This is a genomic window from Ruegeria sp. CDSA221, assembly GCF_059611825.1.
This window is the reverse complement of sequence record NZ_JBXWPK010000016.1, coordinates 1-19024: the sequence shown is the minus strand read 5'-3', so window position 1 is coordinate 19024 and position 19024 is coordinate 1. Positions and strand designations below refer to the sequence as shown.

The window sequence follows — 19024 nt, the reverse complement described above, 5'->3', positions numbered from 1 at the left end:
ACCAAGACGTTCGAGGATATTCGGCAGTGCAGCGCTTTCCAATCCGATGGGGACGGGGTGTAACCCTTGTGGCCGCTCTTGGCCTGCTGGCCGCGTGCCAACTACCTAAAACTGGCCCAAACAAATCCGAAATCCTTGCCGGTTCGACCACGAAAGGTGGAAACGCCTATGTTGTTGAGGTTGACGACCGGGTGGCGCAGGTCACGTCCGCAGTGCCTCAATACGGGTTCTCGCAAACCTTCCGTAGCGCTCAGAACCTGACCGCCGACACGGTTCGTCCGGGTGATGTACTGGGCCTGACAATCTGGGAAAACGTGGATGACGGGCTGTTATCCGGAGAGACCGGCGCCTCAACATCCCTGGAAGAGGTACAGGTCGACAGCGAGGGCTTCATCTTTGTTCCCTATGCCGGGCGCCTGCGCGCAGCCGGAAACACGCCGGAACAGCTTCGCATGTTGATCACGGAAAAGCTCCAGGACCAGACCCCTGATCCTCAGGTCGAAGTGCGCCGTATCGCCGGGGACGGATCGACCGTCTCACTATCGGGCACCCTGTCTGCGCCCGGGATCTATCCGATCGAACGACCAACCCGCACATTGGCCGGAATGCTGACACGGGCTGGCGGTGTGATCGAAGGCTCCGACATCGCCCTGGTGACACTGATCCGAGGCAATCAAAAAGGGACGGTCTGGTACAATGACTTGTTCCGCAACCCGGAATTTGACGTTGCCCTGCGGGGTGGCGACCGCATTCTAGTCGAAGCCGACAACCGGTCCTATGTCGCCTTGGGGGCGACGGGCGGTCAGTCGCGCGTGGCATTCGACAGTCAGGATCTGTCCGCGCTGGAAGCGCTGGCACAGGTTGGTGGCTTGCAGCCCCTGTCTTCGGACCCGACCGGCATTTTCGTTCTACGAAAGGAACGACAGGACATTGTCCGGTCAGTCATGGGAAAACCGGACCTGCAGGGAGAGCAGCGCATGATCTACGTGCTGAACCTGACAGCACCCAATGGCCTTTTCATCGCCCGCGACTTTGTCATCCGCGATGATGACACAATTTACGTCACCGAAGCACCTTATGCGCAATGGAGCAAATCCATCTCGTTGATCGCCGGTGGCCTGACCCCGCTTGCCAATGTCACGACCCTGACAGGCGGATGATGCCCTCCGTTCCACAAGGAACGTATGCCAAGGCCGAACGCAGTCGTCTTTTGGTCTATAATGGCGGATTTCTGACAGCCGCGCGCGTGCGGAGAATTCTGTCACTGACCGGATATGATATCGGAATCGGCACGCCCAAAGGGTCGGATCTGGTGGGTATCTGGGGCAATAGCCCGACGGCACATCGTGGACTGCGTATAGCGACCAAATACAATGCTCCGATCTTGCGCGTAGAGGATGCATTCCTGCGATCTCTGCACTCAGGACGCAGTGGCGAGGCTCCGCTGGGTCTGCTGCTTGATCGCAGCGGTGTGCATTTTGATCCAACACAGCCTTCGGATCTGGAAACACTTCTTGCGACCGACCCGTTGGATAATACGGCCCTGCTGAACCGGGCACGTGGCGGGATGGCGCGGCTGCGCGAACTACATCTGAGTAAGTATTCCGCCTATGATCCCGCGACCCCTGCGCCGGACCCAGGGTATGTCCTGGTTGTCGATCAAGCACGCGACGATGCTTCTGTAAGGGCAAGCGGTGGCGATGAGGCCCGGTTCCGCGAGATGCTGGTTATGGCGCAAGAGGAGAACCCCGGCGCGACCGTTCTGATCAAAACCCACCCCGACACGATCGCAGGGCACCGGCCCGGATATTACTCTGCCGATGATCTGACCGACCGCGTATCCTTTCAGCACAGCGCCATCAGCCCCTGGACCTTGTTAGAGGGCGCTGTGGGCGTCTACACCCTGTCCTCGCAACTTGGGTTCGAGGCCATATTGGCCGGTCACAAACCCCGCGTCTTCGGCCAACCGTTTTACGCCGGTTGGGGTCTTACCCAAGACGAAGCCCATTTCCCAAGACGCCAACGAAACCTAACGCGCGCGCAACTCTTCGCCGCCACCATGGTTCTTTATCCCAAGTGGTACGATCCCTATCGGGATCAGCTGTGCGAATTCGAATCCGTGCTGGACACGCTTGAAGGTCTGACCCGCGCCTGGCGACAAGATCACAAGGGCTGGACGGCATCCGGGATGCGGCTTTGGAAACGCAGGCACCTGCAGCACATGTTTGGGCGCGAGAAAAAGGTAAAATTCACGCCTGACGTTCCCGAAAACCCAGATCGTCCCCACATGGTTTGGGCGCGGCACGGCCGTGATATGGAAAAGGTCACACGGGTCGAGGATGGCTTCGTTCGGTCCCGTGGGTTGGGGGCCAGCCTTGTGCCGCCTCTGTCGCTGTCGCTGGATGACCTTGGGATCTATTACGACCCGACCAAACCCAGCAGGCTGGAAGAGATGATCGCCAAGCGTGAAACCCTGCGGCCGGATCAGGAATTGCGGGCCCAGCGGTTGGTGACACAGATCATAGCTGGAGCGGTTAGCAAATATAACACCGGCGGCCCGGTTCCGGACTTGCCAAAAGGTCACCGCATTCTGGTGCCCGGACAGGTCGAGGACGATGCCTCGATCCTGTTTGGAACCAGCACCGTTCGCACCAATACTGAACTTCTGCGCACGGCCCGCGAGATGAACCCGACCGCCGTTCTGATCTATAAACCGCATCCCGATGTCGAAGCTGGCCTGCGTGAAGGTGAGGCCGAGGCTGAGGGGCTAGCAGACCTGATCGTCACGAACACCGATCCCGCCGCATTGTTGGGTGAGGTTCAGGAGGTCTGGACCATGACCTCTCTGCTAGGGTTCGAGGCGCTGATGCGCGGATTGCCGGTCACAACGCTCGGTGCACCCTTTTATGCTGGTTGGGGTTTGACGCAGGATTTGGGGTCCGTCCCCGCCCGTCGTGGTGCACGGCCCTCCCTGCTGGGATTGATCCATGCCGCACTGATCGATTACCCGAGGTATATGGACCCTGTCACCGGCATGCCCTGCCCTCCGGAAGTGGTATTGGAAAGGCTGACAGACGGCTACCAGAGCCGATCTGGCCCCGGCCTTAGACTGCTCTCGAAACTACAGGGCGTTTTCGCAACACAGGCGCATCTCTGGCGCCGTTAGCGCAATGCCCGCGCCCAGCGATGCATCACGTCCTGACCGATGATGCGGGTCTCCAGCAGCTCAAACCGCGGGGCCTCATCCAGTCGATCCATACCAAGCGCCCCGATGGCAGGCAAACCTTCGGCACCAATCGCAAGCCCGGCACTGAAGCCGATCAACTCATCAACCAGTTCATCCACCAAAAGCGACGCAGCCAGGGACGATCCGCCCTCGCAAAAGACGCGGGTCAAACCCTCCTGCCCCAACTGCAGCAACAGGTCAGCGGCATCAATGTGATGATCGCGTAACGCGCAGGGGATAAGCCTTGCGCCCAGTCCTTCCCACGCTTTTGCACGTTCGGCATCCGGTGACGGACCATGGCACAACCACACCGGAATTTTCGAGGCGGTGCGTGCCAGTTGACCCATCAACGGGATATCCAGATGGCGCGAAACGACGACGCGCACAGGCTGACGTTCAATCCCAAGATCCCGAACTGTCAGAGAGGGGTCGTCTACACGCGCCGTACCTGCCCCAACCATAACAGCATCATGCGTTGCCCGCATGGCATGAACAGCCCGCCGCGAGGTCTGACCCGTAATCCACTGACTATGGCCGCTTTCGGTCGCAATGCGCCCGTCAAAACTGCTGGCCAGTTTAAGCGTGACAAATGGCCGGCCCTGTTCGGTCTTTAGAAAGAAACCGGCGTGGTCGCGGGCCGCCTGATCCGCAAGAACACCGGTTGTCACGTCAATCCCAGCCTCGCGCAGCATGGCAAAGCCCTGCCCGGCAACACGCGGATCACTGTCTTCGATGGCTGAAACAACACGCGCCACACCGGCCTCAATCAAGGCCTGAGCGCAAGGCGGGGTCTGTCCGTGATGGGCGCAGGGTTCAAGCGAGACATAAGCAGTCGCGCCACGCGCCTGCGATCCCGCCTGTCTTAACGCTTCGGTTTCCGCATGTGGCCGACCACCAGGTTGCGTCCAACCACGCCCAACAATCCGCCCGTCCTGTACGAGTACGCAGCCAACGGATGGGTTGGGCCAGCACGTCCCCTGTCCGCGCCGCCCCAAGGCAAGGGCCAGCGCCATATATCGCTTATCTGTTTCGCTCACTCGTCCGTCGAAGGCTGCGGCGGGCGCAGTTCGTGGACAAACTCCTCGAAATCATCGGCCGCCTGGAAATTCTTATACACGCTTGCAAACCGAACATAGGCAACGGTGTCGATCCGCGCCAGAGCTTCCATAACAATTTCACCGATCTTGCTGGACGGAATGTCGGTATCGCCCATGCTTTCCAGCCGTCGCACAATACCCGAGATCATCTGATCAATGCGTTCCGGATCAATCGGGCGTTTCTGCATCGAGATACGGATCGACCGTTCCAGCTTGTCTCGATCGAAATCCTCGCGTTTTCCATTGGTTTTGATCACAACCAGATCGCGTAACTGAACGCGTTCATAGGTGGTGAACCGTCCGCCGCAAGCCGGGCAGAAACGGCGCCTGCGGATCGCGACATGATCCTCTGCCGGGCGTGAATCTTTGACCTGAGTGTCGATATTTCCGCAAAACGGGCAGCGCATCCGCCGTCTCCTCGTCTCTTGTTCCGCCTCTTTTAGTAAGCGCTGTGGCCCACTTATCCACAACTATAGGGCAGCCTCTAGGATTTGGGTAGTCGGAAATTTTTACCGCTAAATAAAGGGGTCACGCGAAATGCGCAGCGACGCGTCGGTTGTGTGATTGGGTCCGGTGTTCAAACAGATAAACGCCCTGCCATGTCCCCAGCATGGGCACCCCTGCGGCGACAGGAATGCCCAAGGACACAGGCAGCAACGCAGCTTTGATATGTGCTGGCATATCGTCTGGCCCCTCATAGGTGTGCCTTAAATACGCCATCGACGGATCATCCGCCGGTGGCACTAGACGTTCGAAAAAGGCCTGCAAATCCGTCCGCACCTCGGGGTCCGCATTTTCCTGAATGGCCAGAGAACACGAGGTATGGCGCACAAACAGGGTCAACAATCCGTCGCGACCGCTTGGGGCAAGCCAGTCTCGTATACCCGAGGTGAACTCATACAGCCCCGGCCCCTGCGTTGAAATTATAAACTCGGTCTGCAAAACGCGGGTCTTACCTTCTTTAATCAAAAATTGGCTGCCGGAAACACAGGCCATTCGCGTTCTGGACGGACCTGCTCTGCCCCGGCTGGAAACCAATGGAAACAAAGCTTGTGCTCTGCTCGACATTTGCTGGAGGGGTCAACGAGAATTGGACCGCCGTGCGGCGACCGGTGGCTTCGCTTGGGCCATATCCACGCACAACATAGATATTCTGCTGCCACCCTGCCCCCAAGCTGCGACGAGCAAAATCTGCAGCAGCGCACCAATAGCCATCCACATCCCTACGCGCGCGCGGGATCACCTCAAACACTTTGTCGTTTACTGCAACAGTCTGAAAACCGTTTGGTGCTGCTGTCACCGCCCCCGGTTCAAACAACGTGGCGGCGGCCAGAACCGCAGATGTGATCACTTTTTTCATAATGCTACTCTCTCATGTTTCTTGATAAATATTAAAGTAGATTGCAGGAGGCCATGGCAAAGCCACCTCACGTTCATTTCAGGCATTGTTCCTATTTACGTGAACCGGCATCAGCCAGCCCCGATATCGGATCAGTTGACCCAACATCGGCATTTCTGCCGAAACATCGAACCGAAACCGGCCTTGATCATCCTGCCATTCCACCGTCGCCGAACGCGGTAAAAGAAAGTTTGGGCATGGCACCCCCAATAGAGTGAGGCGCAGGATGTTTAAATGCAGCTTTTGACCTCGAACCTGTGGGCGCATCCAGATGGTCAGCCCTCCGATCCTCTCTTTCACGCACCGCCTGTCTGCGTCGTAGACCAGATGAGACAGCGTCTCATGCCCGCCAAAATCCCTGAGCCATTCCCATTCCTGGCCATTGAGTTTGGTTCGAATGCGGACCGTCTGAGTATCTGCAGCGGGGGGAAACCCACCCAACCACAATGACAAAGAGGTCAACCACCCGGTTCCTCTTTGGATGCTGCATAATCCTGTAAACTCTGCCGTTTCACTGTGGAATTTTCGAACCGCATCCGGCACCTCAGAATTGGCTGGAAGGGCCTGCAGAAATGGGTCCGGCCTCACGCATACCCTCCGGGGAAGAACCGCGCTTTCATGGATGAATCCGGAACCAGGCACGTGTCGAACCGTCCAAAGAATGCAAATCGGTGGCGCGCGATGAAATGATAAAGCGGATCCTTCAAAAACCGCGGAAGAAATCGACAGGCCGACAGAACAGGCCACAAAGCGGGTAAGCTGCGCATTGCAGCAGCAAAAGCAACCAAGCGCTGATGCACAACACCGTCAACGATCACAAGATTGGTTTCAAACTCGTCGGTGGGCAGGCCGAGTTGCCGGTAAAGGCTTTGTCCTATGGGGGACTGGGCAATTACAAACTTGAACCGCTTCTTTGTGTCAGCCCACAGCATGAACCTGAAAAACCGAGAACACAGCACGCATTCTCCATCAAAAACGATGAGGTTCTGCTCGGTTCCCACATCTGAGATCGCCCAGTCTTGCATTGGATACCAGATCAATTTCGCCACAACCGGACCGTGCCATTGAAGGGTAAAATCCGCAATGCGACACGTAGGTTTTCAGATGAAACGTGCCGGGGAGCCACCGATCGCTAGTCTGAGACGACCGGAGCTCTACCCTCATCCCCATAAGGTGCTGACCCGACAACACGGGGTAACTATGCCTTTGCGCTGCTATATCCTTGCTGAAAAGTGCCAGAAACTTGTGAAAACCTGCCAGATGGGTTTGCCTGCACTCCTGCAAACTGGGTTCAAATTTTTCGCGAAAGCATTAAGAATTGGATATGGAACTTGATATTGCCAGAATTCAACACTTGACCCGAACGGTAGATGAGCGTTCGGGCGGCCCAGAGTTGGCAGACCAGCTTTTGGAACGCAGCGGTCTAAGCCGAGCGGCAATCGCTCCCCCCACTACAGTCTACAGTGCGCAAACTGAGGCGATGTTCATCAGATATGCCTGCGACGCTATGCGCGACATAACTTTTGCCGCCTATGCGGGTTCAAAAGTCAGTTCGGCCTCTAGCATTACGGCCTATATCAGCAAGTACTCTCGTGACCTCCGACAGGTGTTTGAAAACACAACCCGCTTCTCTCGCATCATAGATCCCACAATCACCTTCAGTCTGCGCCATGCCGGGAATTTTGTGTCCTTCGAGGCGGATTGGGAAGACGCAAGTTTTGCCCGGTATCACAGACGCACAGAGTTTTTGATGTTTGGGACACTGGCGCGAATGCGGAACCTGACGCAGTCAGACTTCCACCCCATAGCAATTCGCTTTCAACACGAGGTTGGAGAGAAAAGAAACCTATTTCAAAAGCTTGCAGGATTTTCGGTAGAGTTTGGAGCAGAAAACCTAGAGATTGTTCTGTCGCCTTCATCTCTGGATCTTCCCGTGCCCACATATGACCCGATGCTTCGTGAGCATCTGATTGAGTACGGGGAACGCGTCCTGGCAGAGCGGGCCTCGCCTAAGCAAAAATTGCGGGCGCAGGTCGAGGGTCTGATTACACGTTCGATGCCGGGGAATTTTCCGCAAGCCGATGACATAGCAGCCAATCTCGGCATGAGCCCGCGAACATTTGCGCGTCGGCTAAAGGATGAAGGGTCAAGCTATCGAGAGATCGCAGACGATCTGCGCTGTGATCTGGCCCAAACTTTCATCACCAACGGTATGCAGCTATCTGAAATTGCATTCTCACTTGGCTACGCAGACCAACCCGCCTTTTCCACCGCTTTCAAACGGTGGACGGGTCGCGCGCCCAGCGCTTTCCGCAGCCGCCTGGACCCGTAATCGTAACTTTGAGGTAGCCGGGGGTCGTCAGCCTTGCAGCCTCGCCCCGGCCCGTCCCATGAGTGGACATTGAGGATATAGGAAGACGCGCAGCGGGCTTCTTGTGAGTTCTCGCCAAATTGATGTTTCTACAAGCCACCGTGAACAGTGGTTTCAAACGAAAAAGGCGCCTCGGTCGAGGCGCCTTTTCTAGGTTACTGATCCAGGAACGACCGCAACTTTCGCGACCTGCTGGGGTGTTTCAGTTTTCGCAACGCCTTCGCCTCGATCTGACGGATACGTTCGCGCGTCACGCTGAACTGTTGGCCGACCTCTTCCAGAGTGTGGTCAGTGTTCATACCGATGCCAAACCGCATCCGCAGAACCCGTTCTTCTCGCGGGGTAAGTGAGGCCAGAACACGCGTGGTCGTTTCCTTGAGGTTTTCCTGAATAGCACTGTCCAGCGGCAGCACAGCATTCTTGTCCTCGATGAAATCGCCAAGCTGGCTGTCTTCTTCGTCGCCAATCGGCGTTTCCAGGCTGATCGGTTCCTTGGCGATCTTCATCACCTTGCGGACCTTCTCCAGCGGCATCTGCAGCTTTTCGGCCAGTTCTTCCGGCGTCGGCTCGCGGCCGATTTCATGCAGCATCTGACGACCGGTCCGAACCAACTTGTTGATCGTCTCGATCATATGGACCGGGATACGGATCGTGCGTGCCTGATCCGCGATGGACCGGGTGATCGCCTGACGGATCCACCAGGTGGCATAGGTCGAGAACTTATACCCGCGGCGGTATTCGAACTTGTCTACGGCCTTCATCAGGCCAATGTTACCTTCCTGAATAAGATCAAGGAATTGCAGACCACGGTTCGTGTATTTTTTGGCGATCGAGATCACCAGACGCAGGTTGGCTTCGACCATTTCTTTCTTGGCCTGGCGCGCCTCTTTCTCGCCTTTCTGGACCTGCTGTACGATGCGGCGGAATTCGCTGATGTCCAGGCCAACATATTGCCCGACCTGAGCCATATCGTTGCGCAGTTCCTCGACCTTGGAGGTCGAGCGTTCGATGAACATCTGCCAGCCCCGGCCCGGCTTTTCAGCCATCTCAGCCAGCCAGTTCGGGTCTAGTTCACGCCCACGATAGGCGTCAACAAATTCGCGACGGTTGATGCGGGCCTGATCCGCCAGCTTCACCATCGAGCTGTCCAGCGACATGATCCGACGATTGATGCCATAGAGCTGGTCGATCAAAGCATCGATCCGGTTGTTGTGCAGATGAAGGCCGTTCACCAGCTCGACAATCTCGGCGCGCAGCTTCTGATAGGTCGCTTCGTCCGTGTCGCTGAATGTGCCGTCTTCGTTCAGGGTTGCCGAAATCCGGCTGTCCTGCATTTCGCTCAGCATCGCAAAATCAGTCGAAATACGCTCGAGCGTAGTCAGAACCTGATCTTTCAGAGCAGCTTCCATAGCAGCCAGCGACATGTTCGCCTGCTCGTCTTCGTCATCGTCATCATCGGTCGCAATCGGGTTGCCATCGGCATCCAGCTCGGGGCCTTCTTCTTTGGCGGGCTTTGCGGCCTGCACGGTCGAAGTGTCGACGACCGGCTCTTCGACATCGCCGTCTTCGTCCATCTGATTGCCGAAAGTGGCCTCCAGATCAATGACGTCGCGCAGCAGAATGTCTTCGGACAGCAATTCATCATGCCAGATCGTAATCGCCTGGAAGGTCAGCGGGCTTTCACAAAGCCCCAGGATCATCGTATTACGACCAGCCTCGATCCGCTTGGCGATAGCAATCTCGCCCTCACGGCTGAGCAGTTCGACCGAACCCATTTCGCGCAGATACATGCGCACCGGGTCATCGGTACGATCAAGCTTTTCGGCGGCGGCACCGGCCAGCGTGACCTCACGGTTGCTTTCCGTTGTGATCAGGTCGGTCGAGCCTTTATTCTCTTCCTCTTCCGCCTCTTCATCTTCGATGATGTTGATCCCCATCTCGGACAGCATCGACATAACGTCTTCGATCTGTTCCGAGCTGACCTGATCAGGCGGCAGGACCTGATTGAGCTGGTCGTAGGTGATGTAGCCTTTCTCACGAGCCTCGGCGATCATCTTCTTGACCTGAGTCTGGCTCATGTCCAGCGAGATTTCCTGTTCCTGCTCGTCGGATTTGCTGTCTTCGTTTGTATCCTTGGCGGCCATTCAATGCTCCTGCAGGGATGGGTGATTCGATTGAACCGAATCATTAGCGCGTTGAAGTGATTCGGCCACCCGTTTACCTGTTTTTCTTTTCCAGTGCCTTACGAAAACACCACATTACCGGCGTTTTCGCTCGAAATTGATACCTGACATGATTGCCTTAAACGCATCCTTCTCGTCGCGGTTGATTCGCGCACCATTGTCAGCGATGTCGAAAACGGCCCTGTCTTCATTCTGGCTTCGGCTTGTTCTGTTGCGCTCTTCGGCAGCTTGCGCCAAGCGATAGGTCAACGCTTCATCGTCCAGATCAGACAGCTCCTCTGCGGCTTCGGCAATCTCTGCGTCCAGACCCCTGAGAGCTTTGATTTTGGCGAGTTCCTCAGCCAATGTCATTTCGGCCTTTTCAACGTCGCCCGGTTTATTCACGCAGGGGATCACTGCGACATGGCGAAGGGCCAGCAAGTTTTCAAGGGCGTGATGTCCCAAAGTTTCCGCAATATGTTGTTTGAGGTTCTCAGGATCATCTATCGCGTGCCGCAGAATGGCATCGCGCAGGCCCGCGTGATCTTGGTCACGGCACTCCATTTCTTCCAGTTGGTGCTCAAACTGCACCACGACTTGGGGGTTCAATGCGGCGATGGCTAGAATGGCGGCTTCGCGCATCTGGATATCGGCATTGTCGGATGATGCCAGGAATGACGCCCGCGCGCCCGGTGTGGCCGGTTGCGGTTGGGGCTTCCATTTCCCGCGTGTTTGCCAGGTGCGGTTTTGTGGCTGCCTTTGAGGGCGAAACAGCTGCCAGCGCAGGTCTTTGATCTCTTGCCCGTAATGCGACCGGATCGACGGGTCACGGATCAGCTTGATCTTGTCGCGCAAGACCTTGTCCAAAGCTGCTTTGCGTTCGGGGCTGTCGAACACCTTGCCTTCGGTTTCGCGCTGCCACAGCAGCCTGACCATTGGCATGGCCTCTTCCAATACCGTCTGCACTGCCGTTGGACCATCGGCCCGCAACAGATCATCGGGGTCTTTGCCCTCGGGCATCAGCGCAAAGCGCAAGGACTTTCCTGCCTCAAGCAGCGGCAGGGCCAGATCGACCGCCCGCATCGCAGCACGCAAACCCGCCGTGTCGCCATCCAGCGCAATGATCGGCTCGTCCGAGATACGCCACAGCAGTTGCAACTGATGCTCGGTGATTGCGGTACCCAATGGGGCCACCGATGCGCCAAAACCGGCCTCGGCAAGCGCGATCACATCCATATATCCTTCGGCCACGATCAATGGCTGCCCTTTGCCGGCAGCCTGCCGCGCGGGGCCTTGGTTATAGAGGCTGCGCCCCTTGTCGAACAGTTCAGTTTCGGGCGAGTTCAGATATTTCGCATTGTCATTGGGGTCCATCGCTCGGCCACCGAACGCAATGCAACGCCCGCGCGGATCCCGGATCGGATACATGATCCGGTTCCGAAACGTGTCATAGGGCTTTTTACCTTTGTTCGAGGGTTTCGCCAGACCCGCACCAAGGATCAGATCTTCGGCAACGTTCTTGCCGCGTAGGTGATCCCAAAGCGCCTGCCAACCGTCGGGAGCAAAGCCGATTTCCCACCGATCCAGCGTCTGCACTTTCAAGCCGCGCCGCGCCAGATAATCGCGCGCCTCCCCACCTGCCCCTGTTTTCAGCTGCAACCGAAAGAACTGCACCGCCTGTTCCATCACCTCGGCCAGTTGCGTGCGACGATCCTGTTTCTCTTGCGCCTTGGGGTCACGTTCGGGCATCGGCATTCCGGCTTCACGCGCGAGAATTTCGACCGCTTCGATGAACGAGACATTCTCGGTCTCTTTCACGAAGCTGATCGCATCCCCTTTGGCATGGCAGCCAAAGCAGTAATAGAAACCCTTTTGGTCATCGACGTGGAACGATGCTGTCTTCTCGTGATGGAACGGGCACGGAGCCCACATGTCGCCCTTGCCCTGATTGGACTTGCGCGCGTCCCACATGACTTTGCGCCCGACGACCTGAGACAAGCTCAGCCGGGTGCGCAACTCATCCAGAAAACCGGGTGGTAATGACATGGGTTAAACCTGACAGAAACAGCAACGCGCGCCAAGGGGAAGGCGCGCGTTTGTCCGCAAAGAAATCGCAAGGTTTGGATTACTGCTGCAGGCACAGCTCCATCCACGTGGCGCCGAGATCCTTTTTGCGCACATCGCGCATCTTCTGCTCATAGACCCAAGGGGTGATCAGCGGGATCGCGGCATTATAGTTCGCGGGCCAAGTCGGACCTGTATCGGCCACGGCTTGCGGCACGTCGCGCTCTTTCACGCGGTCAAGTCGCGCCTGCTGGATCGCCGCCACGACATCCGCCTGATGCTGGCAGCTTTGTTCTTTTGTTTCCTGAGCAGCCAGAGGTGTGGCCAGTAAAATAGCCGCAACGGCAATACGCAACATGGTGGTCTCCGGGATTCGTTCTCGTCGCTGAAGTCTACTGCCGGGCGCGGATGCGCGCCATCGTCGAATTGCATCTTGCGCAGCCCTGTTGCGCCTTGGTCCTGCGGGCGAGGGATCAGATGCCAACCGCCCGCAGAGAGTATTGTCAAAGCCCCTTAGCGCGGTAGCTTTTCGAGACACGGTCAATGGCCACGATGTAGGCCGCGGTCCTCAGATCCTCGACATCGTCGCGACTGTGCCAGACTTCACGCATCGACTGGTAAGCAATCCGCATGGTGTCATCGAGCCCCGAACGAACCAGCTCAAGCTCATCCGCACCTTTCAGGTATTTCGCCTTGAAGTTCGGAGACATGGACCAGGCATCGCCCAGATAGCGGTCCAGCCGTTCCAGTTCACTGACGATCAGCTCGTGCCGCGACTCTTCCTGACGACGCTGCATGCGGCCAAACCGGATATGGCTTAGGTTCTTAACCCATTCGAAATACGAAACGGTCACACCGCCAGCATTTGCGTACATATCAGGAATGATCACGACGCCCCTATCGCGCAGAACTTCATCTGCACCAGCTGTCACCGGGCCGTTTGCAGCTTCGATGATCAACGGGGCCTTGATGCGATCGGCATTATCAAGGTTGATCACACCTTCCAGCGCCGCCGGGATTAGGATGTCGCACTCTTCTTCCAGCACGGCCCCTCCCTCGGCGGAATGGGTGGCGTCGGGATAATCGCTGACGCCGCCATGCTTGACAATCCATTGGCGAACCGACTCGACGTCGATCCCGTCCGGATTATACAGCGCTCCGTCCCATTCAATGATGCCCACGATACGAGAGCCGTCTTCCTCGCTTAGGAACTTGGCAGCGTGGTATCCCACATTCCCCAAGCCCTGAACAATAATGCGCTTGCCGTCCAACTTGCCCGACAGCCCTGCCTTTTGAATGTCCTCAGGATGGCGGAAAAACTCGCGCAGCGCATATTGAATGCCGCGGCCCGTGGCCTCGACCCGTCCGGCAATACCGCCAGCATTCAGCGGCTTGCCTGTCACGCAGGCGCGCGCGTTGATGTCAGTTGTATTCATCCGGGCGTATTGGTCCGCCATCCACGCCATTTCACGCTCACCCGTCCCCATATCCGGGGCTGGCACGTTCTGTGACGGGTTGATCAGGTCGCGCTTGGCCAACTCATAGGCGAACCGGCGGGTGATCTGTTCAAGCTCATGCTCTTCGTATTGGCGTGGGTCGATACACAACCCACCCTTTGATCCGCCAAACGGCGTTTCGACCAGAGCGCATTTATAGGTCATCAGCGCCGCCAGCGCTTCGACTTCGTCCTGGTTCACTGCCAGGGCAAAGCGAATGCCGCCTTTCACCGGCTCCATATGTTCGGAATGCACCGACCGATATCCGGTGAATGTGTGTATGTCACCGCGCAGCCGGACGCCGAAGCGTACAGTATAGGTGGCGTTGCAGACCCTTATCTTTTCTTCAAGGCCCGGAGGCAGATCCATCAGGGACGCTGCCCTGTTAAACATTAGATCTACACTCTCTCGAAAGCTGGGTTCTTTTGTGGCCGTCATTTAAACCTCCGTGCCGGCGAACGACTTGCGTTCTGACGTTTTGTCGCACCCCTTTGCTAAACGATCAATGTTTAAGCAGAAATAAAATCTCAAGTTACGGGGAAATATTCGAACTCTGGCTGAGTCGCCAAACCCAGACATTATCCGCCGAATTGTTCACGCATCGAATACAGCCCCGCGCAACGGTCCGGAATTATCCCTCAATTTCCCTCAAACCAGCCAAAACTGGGCCCTTTTCGCCCAATTCCCGCCACGTTTCGCAGTTAATTTCCATACGTTAACTTTTCCTTAGCAGCTTTGGATGTCTGCTCAGCGAGGTCTGCAAGATGAAAATGCCCAAGTTTCTACGCGAAAGCAAAAGCGGCACTAAATCCGCGCTAAGCGCGCGCCGGTTCGCAAAAAGCGAAGACGGTACATTCACAATCTTTGTATTGTTGGGTTTCCTGGTGATCTTAGCTTCGACAGGAGCTGGCGTTGACCTAATGAATTTTGAACGCGACCGCGCCAATCTACAATCGACATTGGACCGCGCCGTTCTTGCGGCCGCTGACCTTGATCAGAAAATGCCCGCACGTGAGATTGTCGATGCCTATTTCGAGAAGGCCGGGCTGGGCGGCAAAATCACTTCTGTCGTGGTGGAAGAAGGCTTTGGATCACGCAAAGTATCAGCCACCGCAGAGGCGACCATCAAAACCCACTTTATGCATTTCTCTGGCGTAAAGAACTTAACCGCGAACGCGGCCAGCACGGCTGTCGAAAGCATTGGTGCTGTTGAAATCTCGCTGGTTCTCGACATCTCAGGCTCAATGAACAACTATTCGAGTTCTGGTGGGAAGAGCAAAATTGCGCTTCTGCAGGATGCGGCCACTGAATTTGTCACGCTGATGCTGGATTCAGATGATCCGAACCGCACGGGCATTTCGATCTCGATCGTGCCTTACGCGACTCAGGTCAACGCTGGTGAACCCATCCTGAGCAAATTCACCAACGTTACAGCAGAGCACAACTACTCCCATTGTGTGAACTTTATCCCGGAACAGTATAGCGACACAGACCTGGAGCGTGATGACACGCTGGAACGCACCGCGCATTTTGACCCCTTCACCTATTCCGAAGGCTCGATCAGAACACCGGTTTGCCCGGTCCGCGATGGCAGTGCGATTACGCCTGTTACCGATAATCTGGAGGCATTGACCAAACAGATCAAGGCGTTGACTGCAACCGGGAACACCTCGATAGATGTCGGCATGAAATGGGGCGTGGCCTTCCTGGACCCAAGCGTTCGTGGCATTGTGAGCGACCTGGCTGACGACAACATCGTTCCAAATCACTTCCGGACCCGCCCGTCAGACTATAACTCTGACATCTTGAAAATTGTAATCGTAATGACCGATGGTCAGAACACGGACCAGTATATGCTGAACCCGTCCCTTCGGGAGGGCTTGTCGGATGTCTGGTACAATGCTGAGGCCTCCGAATACACAGTCTACCATTCGCAGGGTCGCCCGAACTTTTTCTGGCCACAGCAGAACACGTGGGCGGACCATCCGTTCGGCAATCCTGATCCAGAGACACCAGCCAACGAAGAATTGGGTACGGCTGTTCGCCTGACCTATCCAGAACTTTTCAACCGTGTGTCGTTGGCCTGGAATGCAAGATATAACTATTACTGGCAGTCAAGTGCATGGGCCGAGTGGTACTCGAAAGCGTATGCCAAAGTTGAAACTTCGGCCAAGAACCAGCGCACCAAGCATATTTGTGACGCAGCCAAAGATGAGGGCGTCATTGTCTATGGCATCGCCTTCGAAGCACCCAGAGCCGGGTACAAAACCATCAAGGACTGTGCCAGCTCGGACAGCCATGTATACAATGTGAACGGTTTGGACCTGGAAGACGCATTTGCTTCTATCGCGTCGTCGATCAGAAAACTGCGGTTGACCCAATGATCGGAGCCCTTGTTTCAAAGCTGCGAAGCCTGAAACGCAGGGAAGATGGGGCGGTCACCGTCGAGTTTGTGATCATCTTCCCGGCTTTCATGTTCTTCATCCTGAGTGCGATGGAGTATTCGGTGGTCACCTTGCAGCAGGCGATGTTAGAGCGGGCTGTGGACCAGACAGTTCGCGACATTCGCCTCGGCACGGGCACCAACCCAACGCATGATCAGATCAAAGATACGATCTGTGATCGCGTCGTAGTGATCAAACGCTGTACCACCAACTTGCAGCTGGAGATGCTGCAACAAAGCGCGTTTGTCGGGTTGAACCTTCCGCCTGTTCCGGATTGCACTGACAATTCTGAAGAAGTGAACCCAGTTCGCGCTTTCGAAAATGGCCTTTCGAACGAGTTGATGATCCTTCGGGCCTGCGCAAAGGTCGATCCGATTTTCCCTACATCGGCGATGGGGCGTATTTTGTCGGATGAATCAGGCCAGATCGAACTTACCGCGACAACTGCCTTCGTACAGGAGCCTCTGTAAGCCTATGTTTTTCATTTCAAAGCTCCGGAATCTTCTGAAATCCAAGACGAAAGACGAGAGTGGGGTACTCACGGTTGAGGCTTTGCTTGTCTTTCCGATGCTGGTTTGGACGATCACAGGCGCTTTCACGTATTTCGACGGCTTCCGCCAAAGCGCATCTAACCTGAAAGCGGCATATACCGTTGGCGATTTGATCTCTCGCGAGACCGGCACGATCACGGACACTTATATCACCTCATTGCATTCGCTGCTGGTGGCGATGGTCAACACCCGATCACAGATGAATCTGCGCGTGTCGCTGGTTGTGTTCGACGAAGAGGATGATCGTCATTACGTCAGATGGTCAACGGCGCGCGGTTACGACAGCATCTGGACCGACGACAATATCGACCGCATGCGTGATAACCTGCCGCCTATGCCGAACCAGGACACGCTGATCATTGTTGAAACGGCGAATGCGTACATTCCGGTCTTTGACTCGATCTATGGGGTAGATTACCTCAAAGGCAACCATGTCTTTGAAAATTTCGTCTTTACACGCCCGCGCTTTACCAATGAGGTTGCGGCAAATGTGTCCGGCGTTGTTGAAATTGAGGAAAATCCCGACGGGTCTGGCGAGATCGGTGAAATCGAGGACCCCGGCACAGGGGATTCCGGTGCGAGTGCGGAAAGCGCAACGAACTAGGACAGGGTTGACCTCTTAGTACCTTCAACCCCGCCTTCGAATACCCAGTGTACGGCTAAGATCTGACCTAGCCGCGCTCTGCCACCATCACAGACAAAATCTCGGACATGAATTTGGTTTCGGCGGCGGATGTCATGCCGCCGATGCCAACGCGGCGTCCCAGGCGCCACCACAGCCCCGGCGCCCATCTATTTGTACCTGATTGCCGGGTTGTTACCAGAAAGCCATTCGACGGCTTGAAGGCAAACGCGCCTCTTTCGACGGTTTCAATGTCTTCTATTGCGGCGATCGGCTGCCCTGCCCCGGTTCTGAGTTCGGTCTCAGTCAGCTCGATCCAATCCGAGGTTGCCTGCCACATGCGATAGGCCAGCCAGAAGGACGCCGCGCCTACCACAAACAGGAATGCCTGCCAGGATGGCTCCGGCGGCGCGGCAAGCGCGACGAAAACAACCAGAAAGCCCACGGTCGACAACATTCCGACACCCATCCACCGCCTGGGTGATGAGGCTTTGACCACGGCCAGAACTTCTTGTTGCATTTGCTGCTCTCCCACTTTGCAGTTGGGTTTAGCCACTTTCCCAGCCAAACAACAGAGGCGAACGCACCTGCTGAATTTCGCACAGGTTGCGTGTTTCAGCGCAAATTGACCCGCCATGGCAGTGCGGTACATCTTCCCCATAGCAACAGGAGCGCAGCAATGTCCCTCAGACCGACTTTGGAAACCCGAAAGGCCATACCGACGATGGAGGGAGCAGGCGTTAAACTGCACCGCGCTTTCGGCTTTCAGGATCCGTCGGAACTGGATCCTTTTCTGCTGTTCGACGACTTTCGCAATGAACGCCCGCAGGACTATCAGGCTGGATTTCCATGGCATCCGCATCGCGGGATCGAGACGATCACCTATGTCCTGTCCGGCTCGGTTGACCATTCGGATTCACTTGGCAATAACGGAACACTTGGCGCGGGTGATGTGCAGTGGATGACGGCAGGGTCCGGAATCCTGCATCAGGAAATGCCCAAGGGGAGCCAAACCGGCCAAATGCACGGGTTTCAGCTGTGGGGCAATCTACCCGCGGCCCAAAAGATGACAACACCGCGATATCAGGACGTGCCGCGCAAAGAGATCCCTGAAATCATGGACGATGACGGAACCGTTGTCCGTGTGATCGTGGGGACGTTTTGGGGCAAGACAGGCCCAGTCGACGGCATCGCCGCCGACCCTCAGTATCTTGACATCCAAATTCCGGCAGGCGTGAAGAAGACCTTCCCCATAGACACCTACCGTCGCGCATTTGCATATGTATTCGAAGGCGCGGGCGCCTTTGCTGATGCCTCGCGGCCTGCGGGGGTCCTTTTGGAAAAAGAAGTTGGCGGCCAAGAGGTGAACATTCGTGACATGTCGGGAGACCGAACACTGGTTCGGTTTGGGAGTGGTGACGAAGTGACCGTTCAGGCAGGTCCGGAGGGTGTCCGGTTCCTGCTGATTTCCGGCGCACCGATCAATGAGCCGGTCGCGTGGCACGGCCCCATCGTCATGAACACCCGGACCGAGCTGGAACAGGCTTTTCGCGAATTGCGCAACGGGACGTTTATTCGGCCGGCACATTGAC

At 56.4% G+C, this 19024-nt stretch carries 18 protein-coding genes; 7 read left to right on the top strand and 11 right to left on the bottom strand.

Annotation, left to right across the window (positions count from 1 at the left end):
- Positions 1–26: 26 nt before the first annotated feature.
- Both AC2FJ5_RS18460 and AC2FJ5_RS18455 read left to right on the top strand, forming a co-directional pair.
- A complete protein-coding gene (locus AC2FJ5_RS18460; protein WP_142634645.1) occupies positions 27–1160 on the top strand; it encodes a polysaccharide biosynthesis/export family protein in 1134 nt (377 codons plus the stop codon).
- Complete coding sequence (locus AC2FJ5_RS18455; RefSeq protein WP_496794270.1) at positions 1160–3166, top strand: capsule polysaccharide biogenesis protein; 2007 nt, start codon at positions 1160–1162, stop codon at positions 3164–3166. Before AC2FJ5_RS18460 ends, AC2FJ5_RS18455 begins: the two co-directional genes overlap by 1 nt.
- On the opposite strand, the gene ribD is transcribed toward AC2FJ5_RS18455, so the two are convergent.
- The 6 genes from ribD to AC2FJ5_RS18425 all read right to left on the bottom strand — a co-directional run bounded on the left by ribD (position 3163) and on the right by AC2FJ5_RS18425 (position 6771).
- Complete coding sequence (gene ribD / locus AC2FJ5_RS18450) at positions 3163–4263, bottom strand: bifunctional diaminohydroxyphosphoribosylaminopyrimidine deaminase/5-amino-6-(5-phosphoribosylamino)uracil reductase RibD (protein ID WP_496700006.1); 1101 nt, start codon at positions 4261–4263, stop codon at positions 3163–3165. The two genes, AC2FJ5_RS18455 and ribD, sit on opposite strands and share 4 nt — an antisense overlap.
- Complete coding sequence (gene nrdR / locus AC2FJ5_RS18445; RefSeq protein WP_142634651.1) at positions 4260–4730, bottom strand: transcriptional regulator NrdR; 471 nt, start codon at positions 4728–4730, stop codon at positions 4260–4262. Before nrdR ends, ribD begins: the two co-directional genes overlap by 4 nt.
- A 121-nt stretch (positions 4731–4851) precedes the next feature.
- On the bottom strand, positions 4852–5265 hold the full coding sequence (locus AC2FJ5_RS18440; RefSeq protein ID WP_142635160.1) for a secondary thiamine-phosphate synthase enzyme YjbQ: 414 nt from the start codon (positions 5263–5265) through the stop codon (positions 4852–4854).
- A 19-nt stretch (positions 5266–5284) separates the two neighbouring features.
- Complete coding sequence (locus AC2FJ5_RS18435) at positions 5285–5683, bottom strand: hypothetical protein (protein ID WP_142634653.1); 399 nt, start codon at positions 5681–5683, stop codon at positions 5285–5287.
- A 78-nt stretch (positions 5684–5761) separates the two neighbouring features.
- Entirely contained in the window at positions 5762–6265 is a 504-nt protein-coding gene (locus AC2FJ5_RS18430) for a DUF4166 domain-containing protein (RefSeq protein WP_281995006.1), read from the bottom strand.
- A 41-nt stretch (positions 6266–6306) separates the two neighbouring features.
- Positions 6307–6771 carry a thiol-disulfide oxidoreductase DCC family protein gene (locus AC2FJ5_RS18425; protein ID WP_496794269.1) on the bottom strand — a complete coding sequence of 155 codons (465 nt, stop codon included), beginning with the start codon at positions 6769–6771 and terminating at the stop codon, positions 6307–6309.
- Positions 6772–7076: 305 nt separating this feature from the next.
- Here AC2FJ5_RS18425 and AC2FJ5_RS18420 point away from each other — a divergent pair, with 305 nt between their 5' ends.
- Positions 7077–8054, top strand: coding sequence for a helix-turn-helix domain-containing protein (locus AC2FJ5_RS18420; protein WP_281994815.1), 978 nt, complete (start codon positions 7077–7079; stop codon positions 8052–8054).
- Positions 8055–8248: 194 nt separating this feature from the next.
- Here AC2FJ5_RS18420 and rpoD read toward each other — a convergent pair whose 3' ends face one another.
- The 4 genes from rpoD to AC2FJ5_RS18400 all read right to left on the bottom strand — a co-directional run bounded on the left by rpoD (position 8249) and on the right by AC2FJ5_RS18400 (position 14253).
- Positions 8249–10237 (bottom strand): RNA polymerase sigma factor RpoD, encoded by a 1989-nt coding sequence (gene rpoD / locus AC2FJ5_RS18415; RefSeq protein ID WP_142634659.1) that lies wholly within the window; start codon positions 10235–10237, stop codon positions 8249–8251.
- A gap of 114 nt (positions 10238–10351) precedes the next feature.
- Positions 10352–12301 (bottom strand): DNA primase, encoded by a 1950-nt coding sequence (dnaG, locus tag AC2FJ5_RS18410; RefSeq protein WP_496709264.1) that lies wholly within the window; start codon positions 12299–12301, stop codon positions 10352–10354.
- A 79-nt stretch (positions 12302–12380) separates the two neighbouring features.
- On the bottom strand, positions 12381–12677 hold the full coding sequence (locus AC2FJ5_RS18405; RefSeq protein ID WP_142634663.1) for a hypothetical protein: 297 nt from the start codon (positions 12675–12677) through the stop codon (positions 12381–12383).
- Between the two features lie 145 nt (positions 12678–12822).
- The gene (locus AC2FJ5_RS18400; protein ID WP_142634665.1) at positions 12823–14253 is read right to left on the bottom strand and encodes a Glu/Leu/Phe/Val family dehydrogenase; all 1431 of its coding nucleotides are present in this window, start codon (positions 14251–14253) and stop codon (positions 12823–12825) included.
- A gap of 332 nt (positions 14254–14585) precedes the next feature.
- Between AC2FJ5_RS18400 and AC2FJ5_RS18395 the strand changes: the two genes are divergently transcribed.
- From AC2FJ5_RS18395 to AC2FJ5_RS18385, 3 genes are read left to right on the top strand one after another with little or no spacing between them, the layout of a single operon-like run.
- Complete coding sequence (locus tag AC2FJ5_RS18395) at positions 14586–16199, top strand: TadE/TadG family type IV pilus assembly protein (RefSeq protein ID WP_496794267.1); 1614 nt, start codon at positions 14586–14588, stop codon at positions 16197–16199.
- Positions 16196–16729 carry a TadE/TadG family type IV pilus assembly protein gene (locus AC2FJ5_RS18390; RefSeq protein WP_496690802.1) on the top strand — a complete coding sequence of 178 codons (534 nt, stop codon included), beginning with the start codon at positions 16196–16198 and terminating at the stop codon, positions 16727–16729. The genes AC2FJ5_RS18395 and AC2FJ5_RS18390 overlap by 4 nt, the downstream gene beginning before the upstream one ends.
- A 4-nt stretch (positions 16730–16733) precedes the next feature.
- Positions 16734–17414, top strand: coding sequence for a TadE/TadG family type IV pilus assembly protein (locus tag AC2FJ5_RS18385; protein ID WP_496794266.1), 681 nt, complete (start codon positions 16734–16736; stop codon positions 17412–17414).
- 67 nt (positions 17415–17481) lie between these two features.
- Here AC2FJ5_RS18385 and AC2FJ5_RS18380 read toward each other — a convergent pair whose 3' ends face one another.
- A complete protein-coding gene (locus AC2FJ5_RS18380; RefSeq protein ID WP_496794265.1) occupies positions 17482–17952 on the bottom strand; it encodes a hypothetical protein in 471 nt (156 codons plus the stop codon).
- 159 nt (positions 17953–18111) lie between these two features.
- On the opposite strand from AC2FJ5_RS18380, the gene AC2FJ5_RS18375 reads away from it, so the two are divergent.
- Complete coding sequence (locus AC2FJ5_RS18375; protein ID WP_496749168.1) at positions 18112–19023, top strand: pirin family protein; 912 nt, start codon at positions 18112–18114, stop codon at positions 19021–19023.
- Position 19024 lies beyond the last annotated feature (1 nt).